At 63.8% G+C, this 17726-nt stretch carries 21 protein-coding genes; 13 read left to right on the forward strand and 8 right to left on the reverse strand.

Features of this window, described 5'->3' with window-relative positions; all coding sequences use genetic code 11:
* The first annotated feature begins 45 nt into the window (after positions 1 to 45).
* Positions 46 to 1932, forward strand: coding sequence for a glucans biosynthesis glucosyltransferase MdoH (gene mdoH / locus PMI04_RS17230; RefSeq protein ID WP_007714005.1), 1887 nt, complete (start codon positions 46 to 48; stop codon positions 1930 to 1932).
* 4 nt (positions 1933 to 1936) lie between these two features.
* Here mdoH and PMI04_RS17235 read toward each other — a convergent pair whose 3' ends face one another.
* The 8 genes from PMI04_RS17235 to PMI04_RS17270 all read right to left on the reverse strand — a co-directional run bounded on the left by PMI04_RS17235 (position 1937) and on the right by PMI04_RS17270 (position 8212).
* Positions 1937 to 2674, reverse strand: a complete 738-nt coding sequence (locus PMI04_RS17235; protein WP_007714004.1) for a FliA/WhiG family RNA polymerase sigma factor — start codon at positions 2672 to 2674, stop codon at positions 1937 to 1939.
* Between the two features lie 12 nt (positions 2675 to 2686).
* A complete protein-coding gene (flhA, locus tag PMI04_RS17240; protein ID WP_007714002.1) occupies positions 2687 to 4807 on the reverse strand; it encodes a flagellar biosynthesis protein FlhA in 2121 nt (706 codons plus the stop codon).
* Positions 4808 to 4816: 9 nt separating this feature from the next.
* On the reverse strand, positions 4817 to 5638 hold the full coding sequence (locus tag PMI04_RS17245) for a hypothetical protein (protein WP_007714001.1): 822 nt from the start codon (positions 5636 to 5638) through the stop codon (positions 4817 to 4819).
* Positions 5639 to 5779: 141 nt separating this feature from the next.
* Positions 5780 to 6091, reverse strand: coding sequence for a hypothetical protein (locus tag PMI04_RS17250; protein WP_007713998.1), 312 nt, complete (start codon positions 6089 to 6091; stop codon positions 5780 to 5782).
* Positions 6092 to 6104: 13 nt separating this feature from the next.
* The gene (gene flgM, locus PMI04_RS17255; RefSeq protein WP_007713996.1) at positions 6105 to 6383 is read right to left on the reverse strand and encodes a flagellar biosynthesis anti-sigma factor FlgM; all 279 of its coding nucleotides are present in this window, start codon (positions 6381 to 6383) and stop codon (positions 6105 to 6107) included.
* Positions 6384 to 6428: 45 nt separating this feature from the next.
* A complete protein-coding gene (locus tag PMI04_RS17260) occupies positions 6429 to 6977 on the reverse strand; it encodes a flagella basal body P-ring formation protein FlgA (protein ID WP_007713994.1) in 549 nt (182 codons plus the stop codon).
* Between the two features lie 63 nt (positions 6978 to 7040).
* Positions 7041 to 7547, reverse strand: a complete 507-nt coding sequence (locus tag PMI04_RS17265; protein ID WP_007713992.1) for a flagellar motor protein MotB — start codon at positions 7545 to 7547, stop codon at positions 7041 to 7043.
* On the reverse strand, positions 7544 to 8212 hold the full coding sequence (locus PMI04_RS17270) for a MotA/TolQ/ExbB proton channel family protein (protein WP_007713990.1): 669 nt from the start codon (positions 8210 to 8212) through the stop codon (positions 7544 to 7546). The genes PMI04_RS17265 and PMI04_RS17270 overlap by 4 nt, the downstream gene beginning before the upstream one ends.
* A gap of 259 nt (positions 8213 to 8471) precedes the next feature.
* On the opposite strand from PMI04_RS17270, the gene flgB reads away from it, so the two are divergent.
* The 12 genes from flgB to motA all read left to right on the forward strand — a co-directional run bounded on the left by flgB (position 8472) and on the right by motA (position 17723).
* The gene (gene flgB, locus PMI04_RS17275) at positions 8472 to 8840 is read left to right on the forward strand and encodes a flagellar basal body rod protein FlgB (protein ID WP_007713988.1); all 369 of its coding nucleotides are present in this window, start codon (positions 8472 to 8474) and stop codon (positions 8838 to 8840) included.
* Positions 8841 to 8842: 2 nt separating this feature from the next.
* Positions 8843 to 9253: a flagellar basal body rod protein FlgC gene (flgC, locus tag PMI04_RS17280; protein WP_007713986.1), complete on the forward strand. Its 411-nt coding sequence runs from the start codon at positions 8843 to 8845 to the stop codon at positions 9251 to 9253.
* Positions 9250 to 9909, forward strand: coding sequence for a flagellar hook capping FlgD N-terminal domain-containing protein (locus tag PMI04_RS17285; protein WP_007713972.1), 660 nt, complete (start codon positions 9250 to 9252; stop codon positions 9907 to 9909). The genes flgC and PMI04_RS17285 overlap by 4 nt, the downstream gene beginning before the upstream one ends.
* 34 nt (positions 9910 to 9943) lie before the next feature.
* Positions 9944 to 10789 (forward strand): flagellar hook-basal body complex protein, encoded by an 846-nt coding sequence (locus PMI04_RS17290; RefSeq protein ID WP_007713971.1) that lies wholly within the window; start codon positions 9944 to 9946, stop codon positions 10787 to 10789.
* A gap of 24 nt (positions 10790 to 10813) precedes the next feature.
* Positions 10814 to 11557 (forward strand): flagellar basal body rod protein FlgF, encoded by a 744-nt coding sequence (locus PMI04_RS17295; protein ID WP_007713970.1) that lies wholly within the window; start codon positions 10814 to 10816, stop codon positions 11555 to 11557.
* A gap of 68 nt (positions 11558 to 11625) precedes the next feature.
* A complete protein-coding gene (flgG, locus tag PMI04_RS17300) occupies positions 11626 to 12414 on the forward strand; it encodes a flagellar basal-body rod protein FlgG (protein WP_007713969.1) in 789 nt (262 codons plus the stop codon).
* Between the two features lie 8 nt (positions 12415 to 12422).
* Positions 12423 to 13103 carry a flagellar basal body L-ring protein FlgH gene (locus PMI04_RS17305; RefSeq protein ID WP_007713961.1) on the forward strand — a complete coding sequence of 227 codons (681 nt, stop codon included), beginning with the start codon at positions 12423 to 12425 and terminating at the stop codon, positions 13101 to 13103.
* 17 nt (positions 13104 to 13120) lie between these two features.
* Entirely contained in the window at positions 13121 to 14221 is a 1101-nt protein-coding gene (locus PMI04_RS17310) for a flagellar basal body P-ring protein FlgI (protein ID WP_238535999.1), read from the forward strand.
* Complete coding sequence (locus tag PMI04_RS17315) at positions 14221 to 14538, forward strand: rod-binding protein (RefSeq protein ID WP_007713958.1); 318 nt, start codon at positions 14221 to 14223, stop codon at positions 14536 to 14538. The genes PMI04_RS17310 and PMI04_RS17315 overlap by 1 nt, the downstream gene beginning before the upstream one ends.
* Positions 14535 to 15875, forward strand: a complete 1341-nt coding sequence (flgK, locus tag PMI04_RS17320; protein ID WP_007713957.1) for a flagellar hook-associated protein FlgK — start codon at positions 14535 to 14537, stop codon at positions 15873 to 15875. The genes PMI04_RS17315 and flgK overlap by 4 nt, the downstream gene beginning before the upstream one ends.
* An 18-nt stretch (positions 15876 to 15893) precedes the next feature.
* Positions 15894 to 16739 carry a flagellin gene (locus PMI04_RS17325; RefSeq protein WP_007713956.1) on the forward strand — a complete coding sequence of 282 codons (846 nt, stop codon included), beginning with the start codon at positions 15894 to 15896 and terminating at the stop codon, positions 16737 to 16739.
* 120 nt (positions 16740 to 16859) lie between these two features.
* Positions 16860 to 17723 carry a flagellar motor stator protein MotA gene (gene motA / locus PMI04_RS17330; protein ID WP_007713955.1) on the forward strand — a complete coding sequence of 288 codons (864 nt, stop codon included), beginning with the start codon at positions 16860 to 16862 and terminating at the stop codon, positions 17721 to 17723.
* Positions 17724 to 17726: the final 3 nt, after the last annotated feature.

Below are 17726 nucleotides of genomic sequence, written 5' to 3' on the forward strand. Positions count from 1 at the left end.
TGGCGAACGGTTCTGACGTTCGGGCTAATCAGGAACGGGTCTGAAATGACATCGACAGGAGGCATCCCTGCGGCCGGCGACACGGCAGGGACGGAACCGCACGTCCGGGCGTTTGAGAACGTCCCGGCGGAAGCGCCGATCGCGATGCCGACCCAGGATTTCGGGGCTGCCCCGGAACGGCTGCATCGGCCAGTCAATATCGATCTATGGGCGCGACGCCTGTTGGTCGTCCTGCTGGCGCTGCTTCCCGCATCGCTCGCGGCGCACGAAATGCGTCGTTCGATTGGCCTGGACGGCATTTCCTTCTGGGAAGGTGTGTATCTTGCGCTGTTCATCCCGCTCTTCGCCTGGATTGCCTTTGGCTTTGCCACCGCGCTGATTGGCTTCCTGTTGCTGACGGTCGGCAAGGGCAAAGCTGTACGGCCCTACACGCCGCGCGACACCACGCCGCTCAAGGGCCGCACGGCGATCCTGCTGCCGGTCTGCAACGAGGATTTCCTGGGCGTGCTCGGCCGCCTGTCGATCATGGAGCGCTCACTGTCGCAGGTGATGGGTGGCGAACGGTTCGAGTTTTTCATCCTGTCGGATTCCAACCCGGAAAATGGCGAGACCGAACGCAAGGCCTATCTGGAGATGCGCAAGGCCTTTTCCCGGCCGGTCCATTATCGCCGGCGCGCACGCAATATCGGCCGCAAACCGGGGAATATCGAGGAATGGGTGACCCGCTTCGGCGGTGCCTATGACTATATGATCGTTCTGGACGCCGACAGCGTGATGAGCGGCCAGACCATGGCCCGCCTAGCCGCCGACATGGAACGACATCCCCATCTGGGCCTTATCCAGACCGTGCCCACGGTCATGGGCGCGGCCACGCTGTTCGCCCGCTGGCAGCAATTTGCCAGCCGGTTGTTCGGACCGATTTCTGCCGCCGGCATGATCTGGTGGGCCGGATCGGAAGGCATGTTCTGGGGTCATAATGCGATTGTGCGGGTGAAAGCCTTCGCCGAAAGTTGCGGTTTGCCCGAACTGCCCGGGCGCGCGCCTTTTGGCGGCCATATCCTGAGCCACGACATGCTGGAGGCGGCACTGCTGCGACGGCGCGGCTGGGATGTCCACATGGTCACGGCGGACGACAGTTTCGAGGAATTTCCGCCATCCATGCCCGATCTGTTCACCCGCGACCGGCGCTGGTGCCAGGGCAATATCCAGCATGTCCCGTTGCTGATGAAGATTGCCGGCCTCCATCCGGTCAGCCGGTTCCAGTTGTTCGTAGGGGCTTCGGCCTATTGCACCTCGCCATTGTGGCTGGCGCTGATGCTGGTCGTGCTGGGCGGGGCCGCCACCGGCGTTTGGCCACCTACCGACGTGCTGCCTTCGGGTGGCCTGCTGGCGGTAACCGCGCTGTTGTTGTTCGGCCCCAAGATCCTGGCGATCGGCTGGGCCATGGCCGATCCTTCGCGGCGCATCGGCTTTGGCGGTGCGGTCCGCATGACCCGCGGCGTGGTGGCCGACATCATCCTGTCCATCCTGATGGCACCGGTGGCGATGCTGACCCAGACGATCAACCTGTTCAGCATCCTGATGGGCCGCAAGGCGAGCTGGAACGGCCAGACCCGCGATCGCGACGGCATGGCGATCACGGGTGCGATCTGGCTGTTCAAATGGCATATTTTGCTTGGCGTCGGCCTGACCATTCTGGCCGTGCGTGCCGATTCGGTCGGCTGGCTGAGCCCGGTCGTCGCCGGCCTGTTCCTGGCCCCCGTCCTGGCTGCGATCACCGCACGCAAGGATCTGGGTCGCAAGGCGGAAGATAGCGGCCTGTTCCAGGTTGCCGAACCATGGTGGCGGACACAAAATTATCGACCGCTGCGGTTCCGCTGGCCCGTACCCGGGCGGATCGCACCGGTCTCGGCCCCTGCCAACGACAGCTGATCCGTTAGTCCCAGTCGCGCAGCTTATCGCGTAGCTTGTCGAGTGCCGCCTTCTTGATCTGGCATACCCGCGCGGCACCGATATCCAGCGTCTGGCCGATTTCTTCCAGATTCAGCTCTTCGACAAAATAGAGCTGAAGGACCAGCGCCTCCCGCTGAGGCAGTTCGCCGATACATTTGGCGACCATCGCCTTGAGCGATTCACGTTCCATAATGTCGTCGGCGCGATCCTCGACATCGGCGAACCACATGGACTGATCGGAATATACTTCGTCCATGCTGGTGTGCTGGACCATTTCGGCGCCGTCCGCGATCTCCCGATAAGTGGGCGCGTCGAGATTCATTTCCGCTGCCATTTCCGCTTCCAGCGGCGCACGCCCCAGCCGCTGTTCCAGCCGGTTGCGGACCGCCGCGAGTTGCTTGCGCGTCGCCATGGCGGATCGGCAGAGCGTCGAGTGGCGGCGCAAATGATCGATCATCGCACCGCGCACGCGCAACTGGGCGTAGGACGCGAAGCCCAGGCCGCGATCCTCGAAGCTGTTGGCCGCCTCGACCAGCGCGACCATGCCGATCTGCAGCAGATCCTCGACCTCTATCGCGCTGGAGACCCGGCCATGGACATGCCAGGCGATCTTGCGGACGAGCGGCATATAGCGCCGCGCAAGCTGCTCCGGGGAATTGGCATTGCCCGGGCGGCCATATGTCAGGACGTCGGAACCCGCGGTGACCTTTTTCATGTACATCGGTCAGTCTCCTCAGGCGACCCGTTCACGCTGCGGCAGCGGATCGTGCCGGGGCGTGGAACGTTGTTCGCCGCCAACGACGGCGACGACCTCGACCCCCTTGCCGTCCGGGATTTCCAGGAAGGACAGGACAGGGGTTTCGGGCAGATGGGGTTTGAACAGGCGGGCGAGCGCACGGCGCGCGACCGGTGAGGTAACGATGGCGAAATTGCGTGCCTGCCCCAGTAAGGGGCGCGCCGCATGCACGACCGACTCAACGATCCGATTGGACAGGCTTGGTTCGATCGGATGCTTGGCATCGCCGGCCACGCGCATGGCCTGGGCCAGCATGGCTTCCAGCTCGCCGTCGAGCGTGATGACCGGCAGCGGCATCTTCACCGGGACCAGTCCCTGAATGATCAGCGCGCCAATGCGCTGGCGAATGGCCTCGACCAGTTGTTCATGGCTCATGTCGGGCCGTGCCGCATCGACCATGGCTTCACAGATACGCCGGAAATCCTTGAGCGCGATGCCTTCCGACAGCAAGGCACGGCAGAGTGCGGAAATCTGGGTCAGGCTGAGCGTCCCGGGGGTCAGGCCATCGACCAGATTGGGCGCCGCGTCCTTCAGATTGTCGAGCAGCTTGCGCGCTTCATCCAGACCGAACATCTCGCTGGCGTTCATTGCGATGAGCTGGTTGAGATGCGTGGCGACGACCGTCGGTGGATCAACCACGGTGTAACCGGCGACCACAGCCTCGCTGCGCTTGGTCTGCGCAATCCAGACGGCATCAAGACCGAATGTCGGGTCCTTGGCCGCGCGACCAGCCACGGTGCCTTCCAGCATACCGCTGTCGAGGGCGAGCAGATCGTCGGGGAAAATCTCGTCCTCACCGACGACGACGCCGGCGATGGTGATGCGATACTGATTGGGTTCCAGCGCCAGATTGTCCTTCACGCGGACCATCGGCACGACGAAGCCCAGTTCCTTGGACAATTGGCGGCGAATGCCGGTGATGCGGGCCATCAGCGGCGCGCCTTTGCGTTCGTCGACGAGGCCGATCAGGCCATAACCGATTTCCAGCCCCAAAATCGCACCGTCGGACACATCATTCCATTCGATCAGCGCCGGATTGGGCGGAGGCGGCGCCGGTTCAGGCTCGGCGGCCTTGCGCTGGCTCGATTGGCGCAACTGCCAGGCGATGGCGCCGGCGACGCCCGCCGCAGGCAGGATGATCATGTGCGGCATGCCGGGCAGCACGCCCAGGAAGCCCAGGATTGCAGCGACCGGGATCCAGGCCTTGCCGGTGCCGAACTGGCCGGCGACCTGGGCCGACAGGTCCTGCTCGCTCTTGACGCGGGTCACGATCGAAGCGGCCGCAATCGACAGCAGCAGCGCCGGGATTTGCGCGACCAGCGCATCGCCGATAGCCAGCAGGATGTAGGTCTGGGCAGCCTCGCCCATCGACAGGCCATGGCTGACCACGCCCAGGATGATGCCACCGACGATGTTGATGACGAGGATGAGGATGCCGGCGATCGCATCGCCCTTCACAAATTTGGAAGCACCGTCCATCGAACCGTAGAAATCCGCCTCGGTCGCCACTTCGACACGGCGCAGCTTGGCTTCTTCCGGCGTCATCAGACCAGCGTTGAGGTCGGCGTCGATCGCCATCTGCTTGCCCGGCAGGGCATCCAGGGTGAAGCGGGCCGACACTTCGGACACGCGACCGGCGCCCTTGGTGATGACGACCAGGTTGATGATCATCAGGATCGCGAAGACGAAGATACCGACGACATAGTCGCCACCGATCAGGAAGTGACCGAACGCCTCGATCACCTGGCCAGCCGCATCCGACCCTTCATGCCCCTGCACCAACACGACGCGGGTAGAGGCGACGTTGAGCGCCAGGCGCAGCAGGGTCGCGAACAGCAGCACCGTCGGGAAGCTGGAAAAGTCGAGGGGCTTGGCCGCGTTCAGCGCCACCATCAAAACAGCCAGGCTGATCATGATGTTGGTAATGAAGCCAAGGTCCAGCATGATCGCTGGCACCGGAACCATCATGAACAGCACGACCATCAGCGTCGCCATCGGCAACACCGCCCCCTTGGCGGCGCTCATCCAGATCTTCGCTTTGACTTGGGTGGGAGACATGAGGAGCCGTTACCTTCCGAGGGTGGCGAGCATGAGATAGGCGAGGCGCGCGGTCTGCGGCTGCGGGCGGACGCTGACGTCCGCCTGCGTCGCAAGGCGCTGTGTTTCGATCCGCACATAATCGGCGGGTGCGACCGTCTTCGCGCCGCTGGGCAACGCGGTGCCGGCATATTGGACGTCACCATTGCCGATGGTGTCGACGCCCTTCTGCAGCTTGGCAGCGAAACGATCGCGAATGTCGGCGAAACTGCGCGGGCTGCCGGACCGATCATAGAAGATCGAGCGATTGGCGCGGGCCGCCGCCGGAAAAAGAGAGGCAGCCGTCGCGTCGGGCGCACGGTCGTTCATCGACAGGAATTTGGAGGCCCCGCCCACGCCCAGGAAATGCGCGAGATAGAGATCGACCGGTTCGGCTTCACGCCCCAAGCGGCTTTCCAGATAGGCCTTGTTGTCGGCGGCATGCTCCGCCGCCATGACCGAGGCGGTCTCGGGATGCTTGCGCAGGTCGAGTATCTGCTGGCGCAGGTCGGGGTCCGACACATAATAGCGGCCATTGCTGCCCTTGCTGATCGCATCGGCAGCCCAGCCAAGTCCATATTCGGCGCCATGCTTGTCGACGACGGCAAGCCAGCTCTGGTCGACAAACTGGTAAAGGCCGGTCGCGGAGGAGGTCGCCGCACGGGCGGTCGGGTTCAGGCTGGATTCGATCTTGGCCTGACCAAGCAGGTAGGAAAAGTCCACGCCCGTCCGGCGGCTCGCCATGGCGATCGCGTTGGTCACGCGATTGCCGGTCGAAACCCCTGTTGCTGAAATGTCTGCAGATGCCGACACTGACCCATAATCCCCACTTGGTACCGGGGATCATTAGAGCAAGGCTTATGCCAAGATTTGGTTAACGCGCGTCAATAAGATTGTGCGTAAAACGAAAAACGGCGCCGATTGGCGCCGCTTTAGTCCGATAAGGAAATTTTTTTATCGCCGCCCGTATGTCAGTGGCGCGGTTCGCGAACCCTGTGCGGTCAGAATGGCCAGGCGCTGCGCGCTATGGTCAGCCAGCACGTTCGTGCGCACACGCGCGGCGTCGATGAGGGGCAGCAGGCCGTTCAGCCTTGCCAGCACATCAGGTTCCGATCGCCATGCCCCGATCGCCCGAACCGACGCCGCAGCGGCACTGACGCGGTTGCTGGCAGCCTCGATCGCAGCGGCATCGGTACCGTCCAGAACGGCACGCAATTCCTCGAATGCCGCGAAGAGTCCATCCAGAGATGCAAGGCCGAGCGGCATGACGCTTCTCCGTTCAGGCCGGCAGGTCGAGCGCCAGCATCCGATCGGCAATAGCCGACGGATTGACCGGATAATTGCCCGAAGCGATCGCCGCCTTGATCGCGGCGACGCGATCCATGTCCACTGGCGCGCCTTCCGCAGCCATCCGCGCGGCAGGGCTGGCCGAGGCCGAAGCAGATGTCGTGCCAGCGGTGGCCGACCCGACCGACGAGGCCGCACGAGTCTTGCCGCCATCACGCAGGCGATTCGCCTCGATGGCGGAACTGATGCTCTGGCCGACTGAGTTGATCATTGATTCATTCCTTCACTCGTCCCTTAGACACTATAACGGACAAGTTCAAAATTCATTAAATCCCGGAACGCGTACCACGCCCATTTCCACGACCTGGGCAAGAATAGGTGCCGATTTCTTGTCTTCCCGGACCCGGATGGTCTCACCGACAGCACCATCCTCGTCCGCGATCATCATCCGCGATACACTGAAGGCCGCATTGCCGGCATTTAGCTGCACGGGATCCCCCCGCTTGACGGCCGCCTCCTTTGGCACCGCCCGCGCGGCCGGCGCGTAACGGGCGACCGGACCGGTCATCCCCGCCGCACCGCCCGCCACCAGCGGCACGCGGATGCGCCAGCCCAGGGCATCACATTTGACGATCGCCGCCCCGAAGGTCGGTCCATCGACGCTTGGCGTGGTCGGGCAGGCCGCCAGCCGCAAGCGCCGATCAACCGGCGCGAGCGGCCCGCCAGGCTCCCCCATGTTGGCGCCGACGGTCATCGCGACCAGGCTATCGATCCGGTCCAGATTCTCGAATTTCTGCTGCGCCAGCGCAGGCTGCGCACCGGCAAAGGCCAAGGTGGCGGCAAGTATCAGGCTGAGACGGGACACGGCACTTCTCCGGAAAATGCGGACTAGATGACCACGTACCAGCAAAATATGTGCCAAAACCCTTCAGTGACGCTCGGCTGCCCCCGCCGCGATCCGGATAAGCTGCCCCTGCCCCGCCATATTGTCCGCCTGGTCTAGCCCCCGGATGATCAACCGGTCGCCGGAAATGCCGGCCGCCTTGAGCGCGCGCGCGACTGCCCCCAGCCGCGCTGCGGCCAGGTCCCATTCGTCAAACCGTTGATGCGACCGGTCCATGCCGCTACTGCGCACCTCCATTTTGCCGCTGGATCGCGCGAACTGCCCTGCGATGGTCGCCAGACGCGCGCCGCCCTGCGGCGTCAACAGCGCCTCCCCTGGCAGGAACAATTCAGCTGCGCGCAATTCGATACCCTGCCGCATCGCCCGGCCGCCAAATTGCTGGCTGACTTCGGCCAGCAGCGCGTCGCGCTTCTGGCCACTGGCCTGAAGCAACACAAAGAAGCCCAGCAGCAGCAGCAGCAGGTCAGCAAAACTGACAGCCCAGCGATTGCGCCGGCCTGCCGAGGCATTCAGGAGGACAGGCGCCGTCATGCGACCTCGCGGATCGATGCCCGGCGCAGCGGCGCATTTTCGCGACGCGCAATCACCAGCATGCGGGCAATCACCTCCTGCTGCCAGGCCAGTTCCCGATCGGACAATTCCGCGAGGCGTGCGGCAACAGGCGCCGCAATCACATTGGCGATAACGACGCCATAGAGGGTGGTGAGCAGCGCCAGCGCCATCGCCGGCCCCAAAGCGCCGGGGTCATCCATGGCGGCGAACATGCCGACCAGGCCGATGATCGTCCCGGCCATGCCCAGCGCCGGCGCGGCATCGGCAACGGACAGCCAGACATTGCGGGCGCCCGCATGGCGCTGCGCGCGATCGGCAATCGACTGGGCAGCCCAAGTTTCAAACTGGTCGATGCGATCGCAATTGGCGAGCCGGCGCGCCGCTTCGGTCAGAAAGGGATGATCGGCCTTGACCCGATCGGTACAGGACAGCCCCCGCAACTGGGCGATCTGGTCGATCTGCAACATCGCGGCGCGGGCCGCATCCCGATCCTGCAGCGGATCAGCGCGAAAAAGCGGCCCCAATGCCGCACAGGCACGCCCGACCGCATGACGGCCATTCTGCATCAGCACGACCAGCAATATCCCGCCAAGCATGGCGGCGAGCGTCAGCGGATCAAATAAATGCGCCAAAATCCCGACCATCACTCGCTTCCCGTCTTGCCCAATCCCGGCTGTGGCAGTTTCCTGCCGCCACCCGGCAATTTCTTGCCGCCCTTGCCGCCCAATGCCGCAAAACCCCCGAATTTCCGTTTCTTTGAGCCTTGCCTATGCGTCACCCACGCAAATTGGCACGGCTCTTGCGGATATCAGGCTGGATCGCCCGCATCGGATGCCATCAGGCCTCAGAACGGCGGGACGATCGAAAGCTTTAGGCCCGGACGGGCAAAAGGACTGACGAAAAATGTCGCTGGAAGACGGTTTGTTCGGGATCCATGGAAAGGCGCTGGCGCTTCGCTCGCAGCGCCTGTCCCTGCTCGCGTCCAATATCGCGAACGCATCGACCCCCAATTACAAGGCGCGCGACATCGATTTCGAGTCCGCGCTGAAGGAAGCGACGGCCCAGACCGACCGCAGCGCCGCCGATGTTGGCCAGGCCGCAGACGACGCGATGGGCTATCGCATCCCCCTGCAGCCCAGTCTCGACGGCAACACCGTCGAACTGAGCACCGAACAGACCCTGTTTGCGGAAAATGCGGTGAAATACCGCACCACCCTCTCCTTTCTGGAAGGCCGCATCAACACCATCAACCGCGCGCTGAAGGGAGAATGAGCATGAGCGGTTCAGGCCCCATGAACGTGTTCGACATCGCCGGCCGCGCCATGAGCGCGCAGCTGGTCCGTCTGAACGCCACCGCGTCGAACATGGCCAATGCCGGCAATGTCACCGGCAGCGCGGCTGAAGCCTATCGCGCGATCAAGCCGGTGTTCGAATCCGTCACCGACAGCCCCGGCGTGTCGACGGTGAAGGTCAAGAATGTCGTCACCACCGACGCGCAGCCGACCAAGCGCCACGACCCCAATCACCCCCTGGCCGATGCCAATGGCGATGTCTGGGAAGCGGCGGTCGATAGCAATGCGGAGATGGTCGACATGATCGAGACCGCCCGCATGTACCAGAATAACGTTCAGGTCTTGAACACCGCCAAGTCCCTGATGCTCGAAACCATAAGGATCGGCAAATGACGACGACGTCCACCGTCACCGATAGCGCAGGCCTTTCGGTCTACAACCCGAATGCCAATGTCGGCACCGGCAGCGCGACCATGGACCAGTCAAGCTTCCTGACGCTGCTGACCGCGCAGATGCAGTATCAGGACCCGCTCGAGCCGGTCGACAATACCCAGATGGTGTCGCAGATGGCGACCATCACCCAGTCGACCGGCATCGCGGAGATGAACCAGTCGTTGAAGAATCTCGCCAGCGAGCTGACCGGCACCCGCCTGGGCGACGCCGCCAGCTGGATCGGCAAGTCGATGCTGGTCCAGAGCAATATCGCGGTGCCCGACGCCAGCGGCTATTATGCCGGCCAGATCACCATGCCCAGCGCCACCGAGGGTGCCACGGTCAGCCTGGTCGATGCCGACGGCAATGTCGTCAAGAGCATCGACCTGGGATCGCAGCCTGCCGGGGATGTCAGCTTCTACTGGGATGGCAAGGATGATGCGGGCGAAACCGTCTCCTCCTCCGCCCTTCAGGTCAAGGTCAGCGGCGCGACCCCGAGCAAGGTCGCAACCTGGGCCACCATTGCCGCCGTCCAGTCACCCGCCGACGGCTCGTCTTCCAAACTCATCACCGCACTCGGCAGCTACAGCCCGACCGATGCGCTGAGCCTGATGTAATTTCCCTCATCCTTTTCACCCAAGGAGTTACGCCATGTCCTTTTATGTTTCGCTTTCCGGCCTCAAGGGCGCCCAGGCTGACCTGTCGGCCATCTCGAACAATGTCGCCAACGTGAACTCGACTGCCTTCAAGAAGAGCAAGGCCCAGTTCGGCGACATTTTCGCCGCCGCGCCGATGCAGACCACTCACCAGGTCGCCGGCCAGGGCGTGCGCGTGCAGGGCATCACCCAGCAGTTCACGCAGGGCACGATCGAGACCACCGACAAGACGCTGGACCTGGCGATCTCGGGCGAAGGCTTCTTCACCGTGAAGGGCGAGGACGGCACCGTCAGCTATACCCGCAACGGCGCCTTCTCGGTCGACAATGACCGCTATGCCGTCGACACCACCGGATCGCGCATCCAGGTATTCGCGGTCGACCCGGACACCGGCGAGATCACCACCCCGCCGACCAATTCGACCACGCCCAACGACCTTACCGACCTGCAGATCCCGACCACCTACAAGGGCGAAGCCGACGGCGCGCAGCTTACCAGCGTGGGCGTGGGCAAGGACGGCCTGGTGTCGGCCATCTATGCCGACGGCTCGACCGTCTATCTGGGCCAGGTCGCGATGGCGTCGTTCAACAGCCTGGAAGGCCTGCGCCAGCAGGGCGACGCCCATTGGACATCGACCGTGGAAAGCGGCAACGCGATCATCGGCACGCCCAACCAGGGCATGTTCGGCGCGGTCAACTCCGGCTCGCTGGAACGTTCCAACGTCGACATCACCGACGAGTTGGTCCAGCTGATCGCGGCCCAGCGCAACTTCCAGGCGAACTCGAAGGCGATCGAGGCAGCCAACACGCTGACCACCACCATCGTCAACATCCGCAGCTAAGGCGCAGGGTAGAAGGGATAGCCCATGGACCGGCTCGTCAACACGGCACTGACCGCGATGCGCGGTGCGATGGCCCGCCAGGCGTCGATCGCGAACAATCTCGCGAACGCCAACACGGTCGGCTTTCGCGCCGAAATCGCCAATGCCGAGACGCGCTGGATCAAGGGCGACACCTTCGACACCCGGGCTCAGGCCTCCGAACAGGTGATCGCCGCCGACATGGCGCAGGGGGCGGTCACCGAAACCGGCAATCCGTTGGACGTGGCGATGAACGGCGACGCCCTGCTCGCCGTTCAGGGGCCTGACGGCCAGGAAGCCTATACCCGCAGGGGTGATCTCAAAGTCAGCGACAGCGGACTGCTTACCACCGGCGACGGCTTGCCCGTGCTGGGCCAGGGTGGTCCGATCACCCTGCCGCAGATGGACAGCGTGTCGATCGCCAAGGATGGCAGCATCTGGGGCGTGCCCCAGGGCGGCGATCCGGCCAATCCGCAGCAGGTTGACAAGCTGAAGCTGGTCAATGCGACCGGGTCCAGCATCGCCAAGGGCACCGACGGCCTGTTCCGCGAAGTCAATGGTGGCGCCTTGCCCGACGACCCGCTTGCGACGGTCACCGGCGGTTCGGTCGAGGGATCGAACGTCAATGCCACGGCGGCGCTGGTCCAGATGATCGAAGCCAGCCGCGCCTGGGAAACCCAGGTCAAGATGATCGACACCGCCAAGCAGATGGATGACGGCGGCGCATCGCTCATGAAACTAGATGGTTAATTTTGGCACGCATCTTGCTGTGAATGACGCATGAGCATCCCCCCGGGGAGCCGCACGGAGATTGAACGATGAGCAACGCCGCCCTTCATGTCGCCCGCACCGGCCTTGACGCGCAGAACACGAAGATGCGCGTGATCGCCAACAACCTGGCGAACGTCAACACAACCGGCTTCAAGCGTGATCGCGCCGATTTCGAGACGCTGGCCTATCAGCAGATCGTGGCCGCAGGTGCCAATTCCGACAGCGAGAACAAGTTCGCCACTGGCCTCAACCTGGGCTCGGGCGTGTCGCTGCAGGGCACCAGCAAGATGAACACCCAGGGCACGCTGCAGGAAACCGGCAATGCTCTCGACATGGCGATCGAGGGCGCGGGCTTCTTCCAGGTGCAACGCCCTGACGGTTCGATCGCCTATACCCGCGCCGGCAATTTCAGCGTCACTGCCGAAGGCACTGTCGTTACCAGCGAAGGCCTGCCGCTGATCCCGCAGATCACCGTGCCCCAGGGTGCGACCTCCATCACCGTCGGCAATGACGGCACCGTGTCGGCCACGCTGCAGGGCGAGAGCGAACCGACCCAGCTCGGCCAGGTCGAACTGGCCAGTTTCATGAACTCGGCCGGGCTGCAGGCGATCGGCGGCAATCTGCTGGTCGAAACCGCCGCCAGCGGCACGCCGCAGGTCGGCGTGGCCGGTCTGGAAGGACGCGGCGCAATCCGGTCGGGCAATCTGGAAACCTCGAACGTCAACGTCGTCGAGGAACTGGTCGACATGATCGAGACGCAGCGCGCCTATGAGGTCAATTCCAAGATGATCAAGGCGACGGACGAAATGCTCCAATACGCCAATCAGAATATGTGAGGCGGTAGATGCGTATCATCTCCATCTCGCTCGCCGCGCTGGCCCTCGCCTCGCTGGCGGCGTCGCCGGCCGAAGCGGGCAAGAAGAAGCGCGACGTCGAGCGCGAATATTATGCGCCGACCGTCATCGCCCAGCCAGCAGCGCCGCAGGCCAATGGATCGATCTTCCAGGTCTCCACCGGCTATACGCCGCTCACCAGCGGCGCGCGCGCCGGCAATGTCGGCGACATCATCACGATCGTCCTGGTCGAGCGGACCCAGGCCACCAAGAGCAACAGCGCGGATACCAACCGCAGCGGCTCGATCGGACTCAACCCGCCGACCACCGGTCCGCTGTCCAAACTGTTCAGCGCCAGCGATGTGGCGATGAGTGGCCAGAACACCTTCACCGGCAAGGGCGCGGCAACCCAGTCCAACGCCCTGAACGGCGAAATCACCGTGACGATCGCGCAGGTCTATCCCAACGGCACGATGCTGGTGAAGGGCGAGAAGGCGCTGACGCTCAATCGCGGCGACGAGTTCATCCAGATCAGCGGACTGGTTCGCCAGGCCGATATCGGCCCGGACAACCGCATCCTGTCGACCCGCGTGGCCGACGCCAAGATCATCTACACCGGCAAGGGCGAGATCGCCCGCGCCAGCCGCCAGGGCTGGCTGCAGCGCTTCTTCTCGATGATCAGTCCCTTCTGATGGAGACCCGGACCGCCATGACACGCCTGTTCCGCTTCCTCCTGCCGCTGCTGGCGCTGATCGCGGCGCCCGCCGCCCATGCCGAGCGCGTCAAGGACCTGGGCACCTTCCAGGGCGTGCGCCCGAACCAGCTCACCGGCTATGGCATCGTCGTGGGCCTCGCCGGCACCGGCGACGACAGCATCGAATATACGGTGCAGGGCATGAAGGGCGTGGTCTCGCGCTTCGGCCTCACCCTGCCCGCCGGCGTCAATCCGGCGCTCAAAAATGCGGCTGCCGTACTCGTCACCGCCGACCTGCCGGCCTTTTCCAAGCCGGGCCAGCGGCTGGACGTCACCGTGTCGGCGATGGGCAAGGCCAAGTCGTTGCGGGGCGGTACCTTGATCATGACGCCGCTGCGCGGCGCCGATAACGAAATCTATGCGATGGCACAGGGCAATCTGGCCGTCGGCGGTCTGGGCGTGTCGGGCGCGGATGGCAGCCAGGTGTCGGTCAACATCCCGTCGGCCGGTCGCATTCCGGAAGGCGCCACGGTCGAACGTGCGGTCGCCACCGGTTTCGACACCGCGCCGACCCTGACCTTCAACCTGGCCGAAGCCGACCTGACCACCGCGCTGCGGGTTGCCGACGGCATCAACAAGACCTTCGGCGATCGCCGCGCGCGCGCGATGGACGCCGTGTCCGTCGCGATCGACGCGACGCCGGGCGCCGAGGAACGCATCCTGATGATGGGCATGATCGAGAATATCGAGATCACGCCCGCCGACGCCCCCGCCCGTGTCATCGTCAACGCCCGCACCGGCACCGTGGTCATCAATGGCGCGGTACGGATCCATCCGGCTGCGGTCGCGCACGGCAAATTGACCGTCAGCGTCAACGAAAGCCCCCGCGTGGTTCAGCCAGCACCCTTCAGCCAGGGTCGCACTGCGGTGGAGCAGTCATCCAGCATCAGCATCGACCAGGAAAAGAAACCTATGGTTAATTTTAAAGGTGGGGCGTCGCTGGCCGATATAGTGAAGGCGGTCAATGCCATCGGGGCTTCCCCGGCGGACATGGTCGCGATCCTGGAAGCGCTGAAACAGGCTGGCGCGATGAAAGCGGAACTGGTGGTGTTGTGATGCAGATATCGACGGTTTCCGGAACGAGCGGCCAGACCGCGTCATCCACGAACAAGGCGGGGCTGGAAAAGGCCGCGCAGCAGTTCGAGGCCATTTTCCTGCGCCAGATGATCGGCGCGATGCGTTCGGCCAGCCTTGCCGACGGGATCACCGATTCCAGCGCCAGCGACCAGTTCCGCGACATGGCCGATGCGCGCACGGCAGATTCCATGGCGACCAAGGGTAGCCTGGGCATTGCCGAACTGCTGTTGAAGCAATTTTCGCCCCCATCATCAGTCCCCGCGCCTGACGGGCCGACGCCGGCGGAGGGCGCATGAGCGATCTTTTCATCATCGGCGCATCGGGCACCCGCGCCTATCGCGCCGCCATGGCGGCGGTTTCGGAAAATATCGCCAACGCCAGTACCGACGGATTTGCCCGTCGGTCGGTGACGACGGTGGAATCCGGTTCGTCGACCGCCACCATGTCGATGTATATTTCCAAGGCAAATTTCGGCGGCACCCAGATATCCAGCGTCAACCGCGCCACCGATCCCTATCTGGACGCATCGGTGCGCATGACGTCGATGGCGCTAGGCAGTTCGACGGCCCGTCTGCGTTGGCAGAACGACATCGAAACCGCGCTCAACGATACCGGAACGGGCGTTGGCCAGTTGATGACCGGCATGTTCCAGAACATGGACAAGCTGGCGGCCAGCCCCAGCGATACCTCGCTGCGCGTGACCACGCTGGACAGCATTTCCCGCGTTGCCGAATCCTTCCGCCAGACGGCGGCGGACCTGGAAAATATCTCGGCCGGCATCAACACCGAAGCGCAGGCATCGGTGCAGACGATCAACCAGCAGCTGTCGGCGCTGGCAGACATCAACAACAGCCTGCTGCGGGCACAACCGGGCACATCGGCCTATGCCCAGTTGCTCGACAGCCGCGATTCCGCTCTGCAGACGCTATCGGGCAACCTCAATGTCACGATCGGCTTCGGCGCGCACGAGACGGCAGAGATCAGCTATAATGGCCAGACACTGGTATCGGGTGACAGCGCGGCCGCGCTGGCCGTCACGGCGTCGGATACGGACGGCCGCCTGTCGCTGTCCTTGAGCGATGGCACCGCGCTCACCGCACCGTCAAACGGGACGCTGGGTGGCCTTTTCGCATCGGCGGATACGACGGCGGAACGGCGGGCCAGCCTCGACACGCTGGCGGAACAGTTCGTTAACAACGTCAATAGCTGGCACGCACAAGGCGTGACGGATTCGGGCGCGGCCGGCGCGCCCCTGCTGTCCTATGGCGGCGGGGCGGCCAGCATAACGGCGCTGGATGTCGAACCGTCGGGCCTCGCCACGCGATCGGCCGATGGCACGCTGAACGGCAATCTGCTGACGGTGTCGTCGGTCCTGCGCGGCGCGGGCAGCGTCGAGCAGGGCTGGACCACGTTAATCACCAGCAACGCCAATCTGCTGACCGCAACCAAGGCGGAGAACACCACGGCGCAAAGCCGCAGCGACCAGGCGGTTGCCGCGCGCGAGGCCGTGAGCGGCGTCGATCTCGATATGGAAGCGGCCGACCTGCTGCGTCTGCAACAGGCCTATTCGGGCTGCGCCAAGGTGCTGCAGATCGCCAAGGAGACCGTCGATTCCATCCTGCAGATCATCTGACGGAAAAGGGGCTGAGACATGGTAGGCATCACCAACAAGATCCTGCTCGCCGAAATCCGTCGGCAGCAGCAACTGTCGCAGAGCATCGTCGACGGGCAGACGGCGATCTCCACCGGCGTGACCCTGACCAAGCCGTCCGACGACGCACTGGCCTGGGTCCAGGTATCCGACATTGGCCGCGCCCAGGCGCAGCAGTCGGCCTGGCAGACCAACGTCAGCTATGGCACGACCCGCGCAGGCAATGCTGAATCCAACCTTGAGGAGATGAACAATCTCCTCACACGCGCGCAGGAACTGGTGACATCGGCCCGCAACGGATCGCTGAACGACACCAGTGCCGCCGCAATCGCCGAAGAATTGAAGACGATCCGCACGACGATCGGCGAACTGCTCAACCAGAAGGACTATCAGGGCGTCTCTGTATTCGATGACGGCCAGAGCGTGCTGGTGCCGGTGAGCCGCGGCCTCAATTTGGCGGTGGTCGGAACCAAGCAGGAAATTTCCGAGGGCATCGACATCGACGGGACGCCGATGTCGATCGACGATATATTAGGCAAGGCCATCGATGCCGTGCAGGGCGGTTCGGACACGGACGTGGCCAGTGCGCTCGATGCGATTCTGGCAGGCCAGGATCGCATCGTGGTCGAACGCGCCAAGCAGGGCGTGCGCAGTGACAGGCTCGATGTCATCGGCACGCGGCTGACCGATGTCGACATGACGCTCGATGAGCGTCGCCAGTCGCTGGAATCGGCAGATCTGACCACGGTGATTTCCACGGTGAAGGCCCAGTTGCTGCAGTTGGAAGCCGCGCAGTCGGCCTTTGCCCGGATCAATCAACAGACGCTGTTCGATCTGATCAAGTGATCGCAAAAATGGGCCACGTCCTAAACCGGACGCTAACCAGGTCGTATTAACCAATCGACAGGCGTCACGTTCGACGCCGCGATTGGCGCCCCAAGGGGGCTCGTAGATTCGGGGATCACCATGTTCGCAGTTATCGGCCTCGTCGTCCTGATCGTCATGGTGTTTGGCGGGTTCATCTTCACCGGCGGCGATATCGGCCCGGTCCTGCACGCACTGCCGCATGAAATGCTGATCATCGGTGGCGCGGCTGTCGGCGCGCTCATCATCGGCAATTCAGGCGCGGATCTCAAGGCGCTGGGCGGCGGCCTCGCCAAGGTGTTCAAGGGACCGCAATATAAGAAGCAGGATTTTCTCGACTGCATCTTCCTGGTCAGCAAGCTGATGAAGACGCTGCGCGTCGAAGGGCCGGTGGCGCTCGAACCCCATATCGAGGATCCGGGCAGCTCCACCATCTTCACCGAATATCCCCGCCTGATGAAGGACAAGACGCTGATCCACCTGATCAGCGACACGCTGCGCCTGGTGGTGGTATCGTCCGGCACGCTCGATCCGCATGCGGTCGAGGAGGTGATGGACAACAGCCTCAAGACCCATCACCACGAAACGCTCAAGCCTGCAGACAATCTGCAGGGCCTGGCCGACGCCCTCCCTGCCCTCGGCATCGTCGCGGCGGTGCTGGGCGTGGTCAAGACCATGGGATCGATCGATCAGCCGCCCGCCATTCTGGGCGCGATGATCGGTTCGGCCCTGGTCGGCACCTTCCTGGGCGTGTTGCTGGCCTATGGCATGGTCAATCCGTTCGCCAATCGCTGCCGCAGCGTGATCGAGGCGGACGGCGCCATGTATCATGTCGTCAAGCAGATCATCATCGCCTCGCTGCACGGACATCCGCAACCGCTGGTGATCGAGGCCGCCCGCTCCAGCCTGACCCATGCGAACCAGCCGGCCTTCGCCGAAGTGTTTGACGGCATGCGGGGCAAATAAGCC

It is taken from the genome of Sphingobium sp. AP49 (assembly GCF_000281715.2).
Taxonomy (GTDB): Bacteria; Pseudomonadota; Alphaproteobacteria; order Sphingomonadales; family Sphingomonadaceae; genus Sphingobium.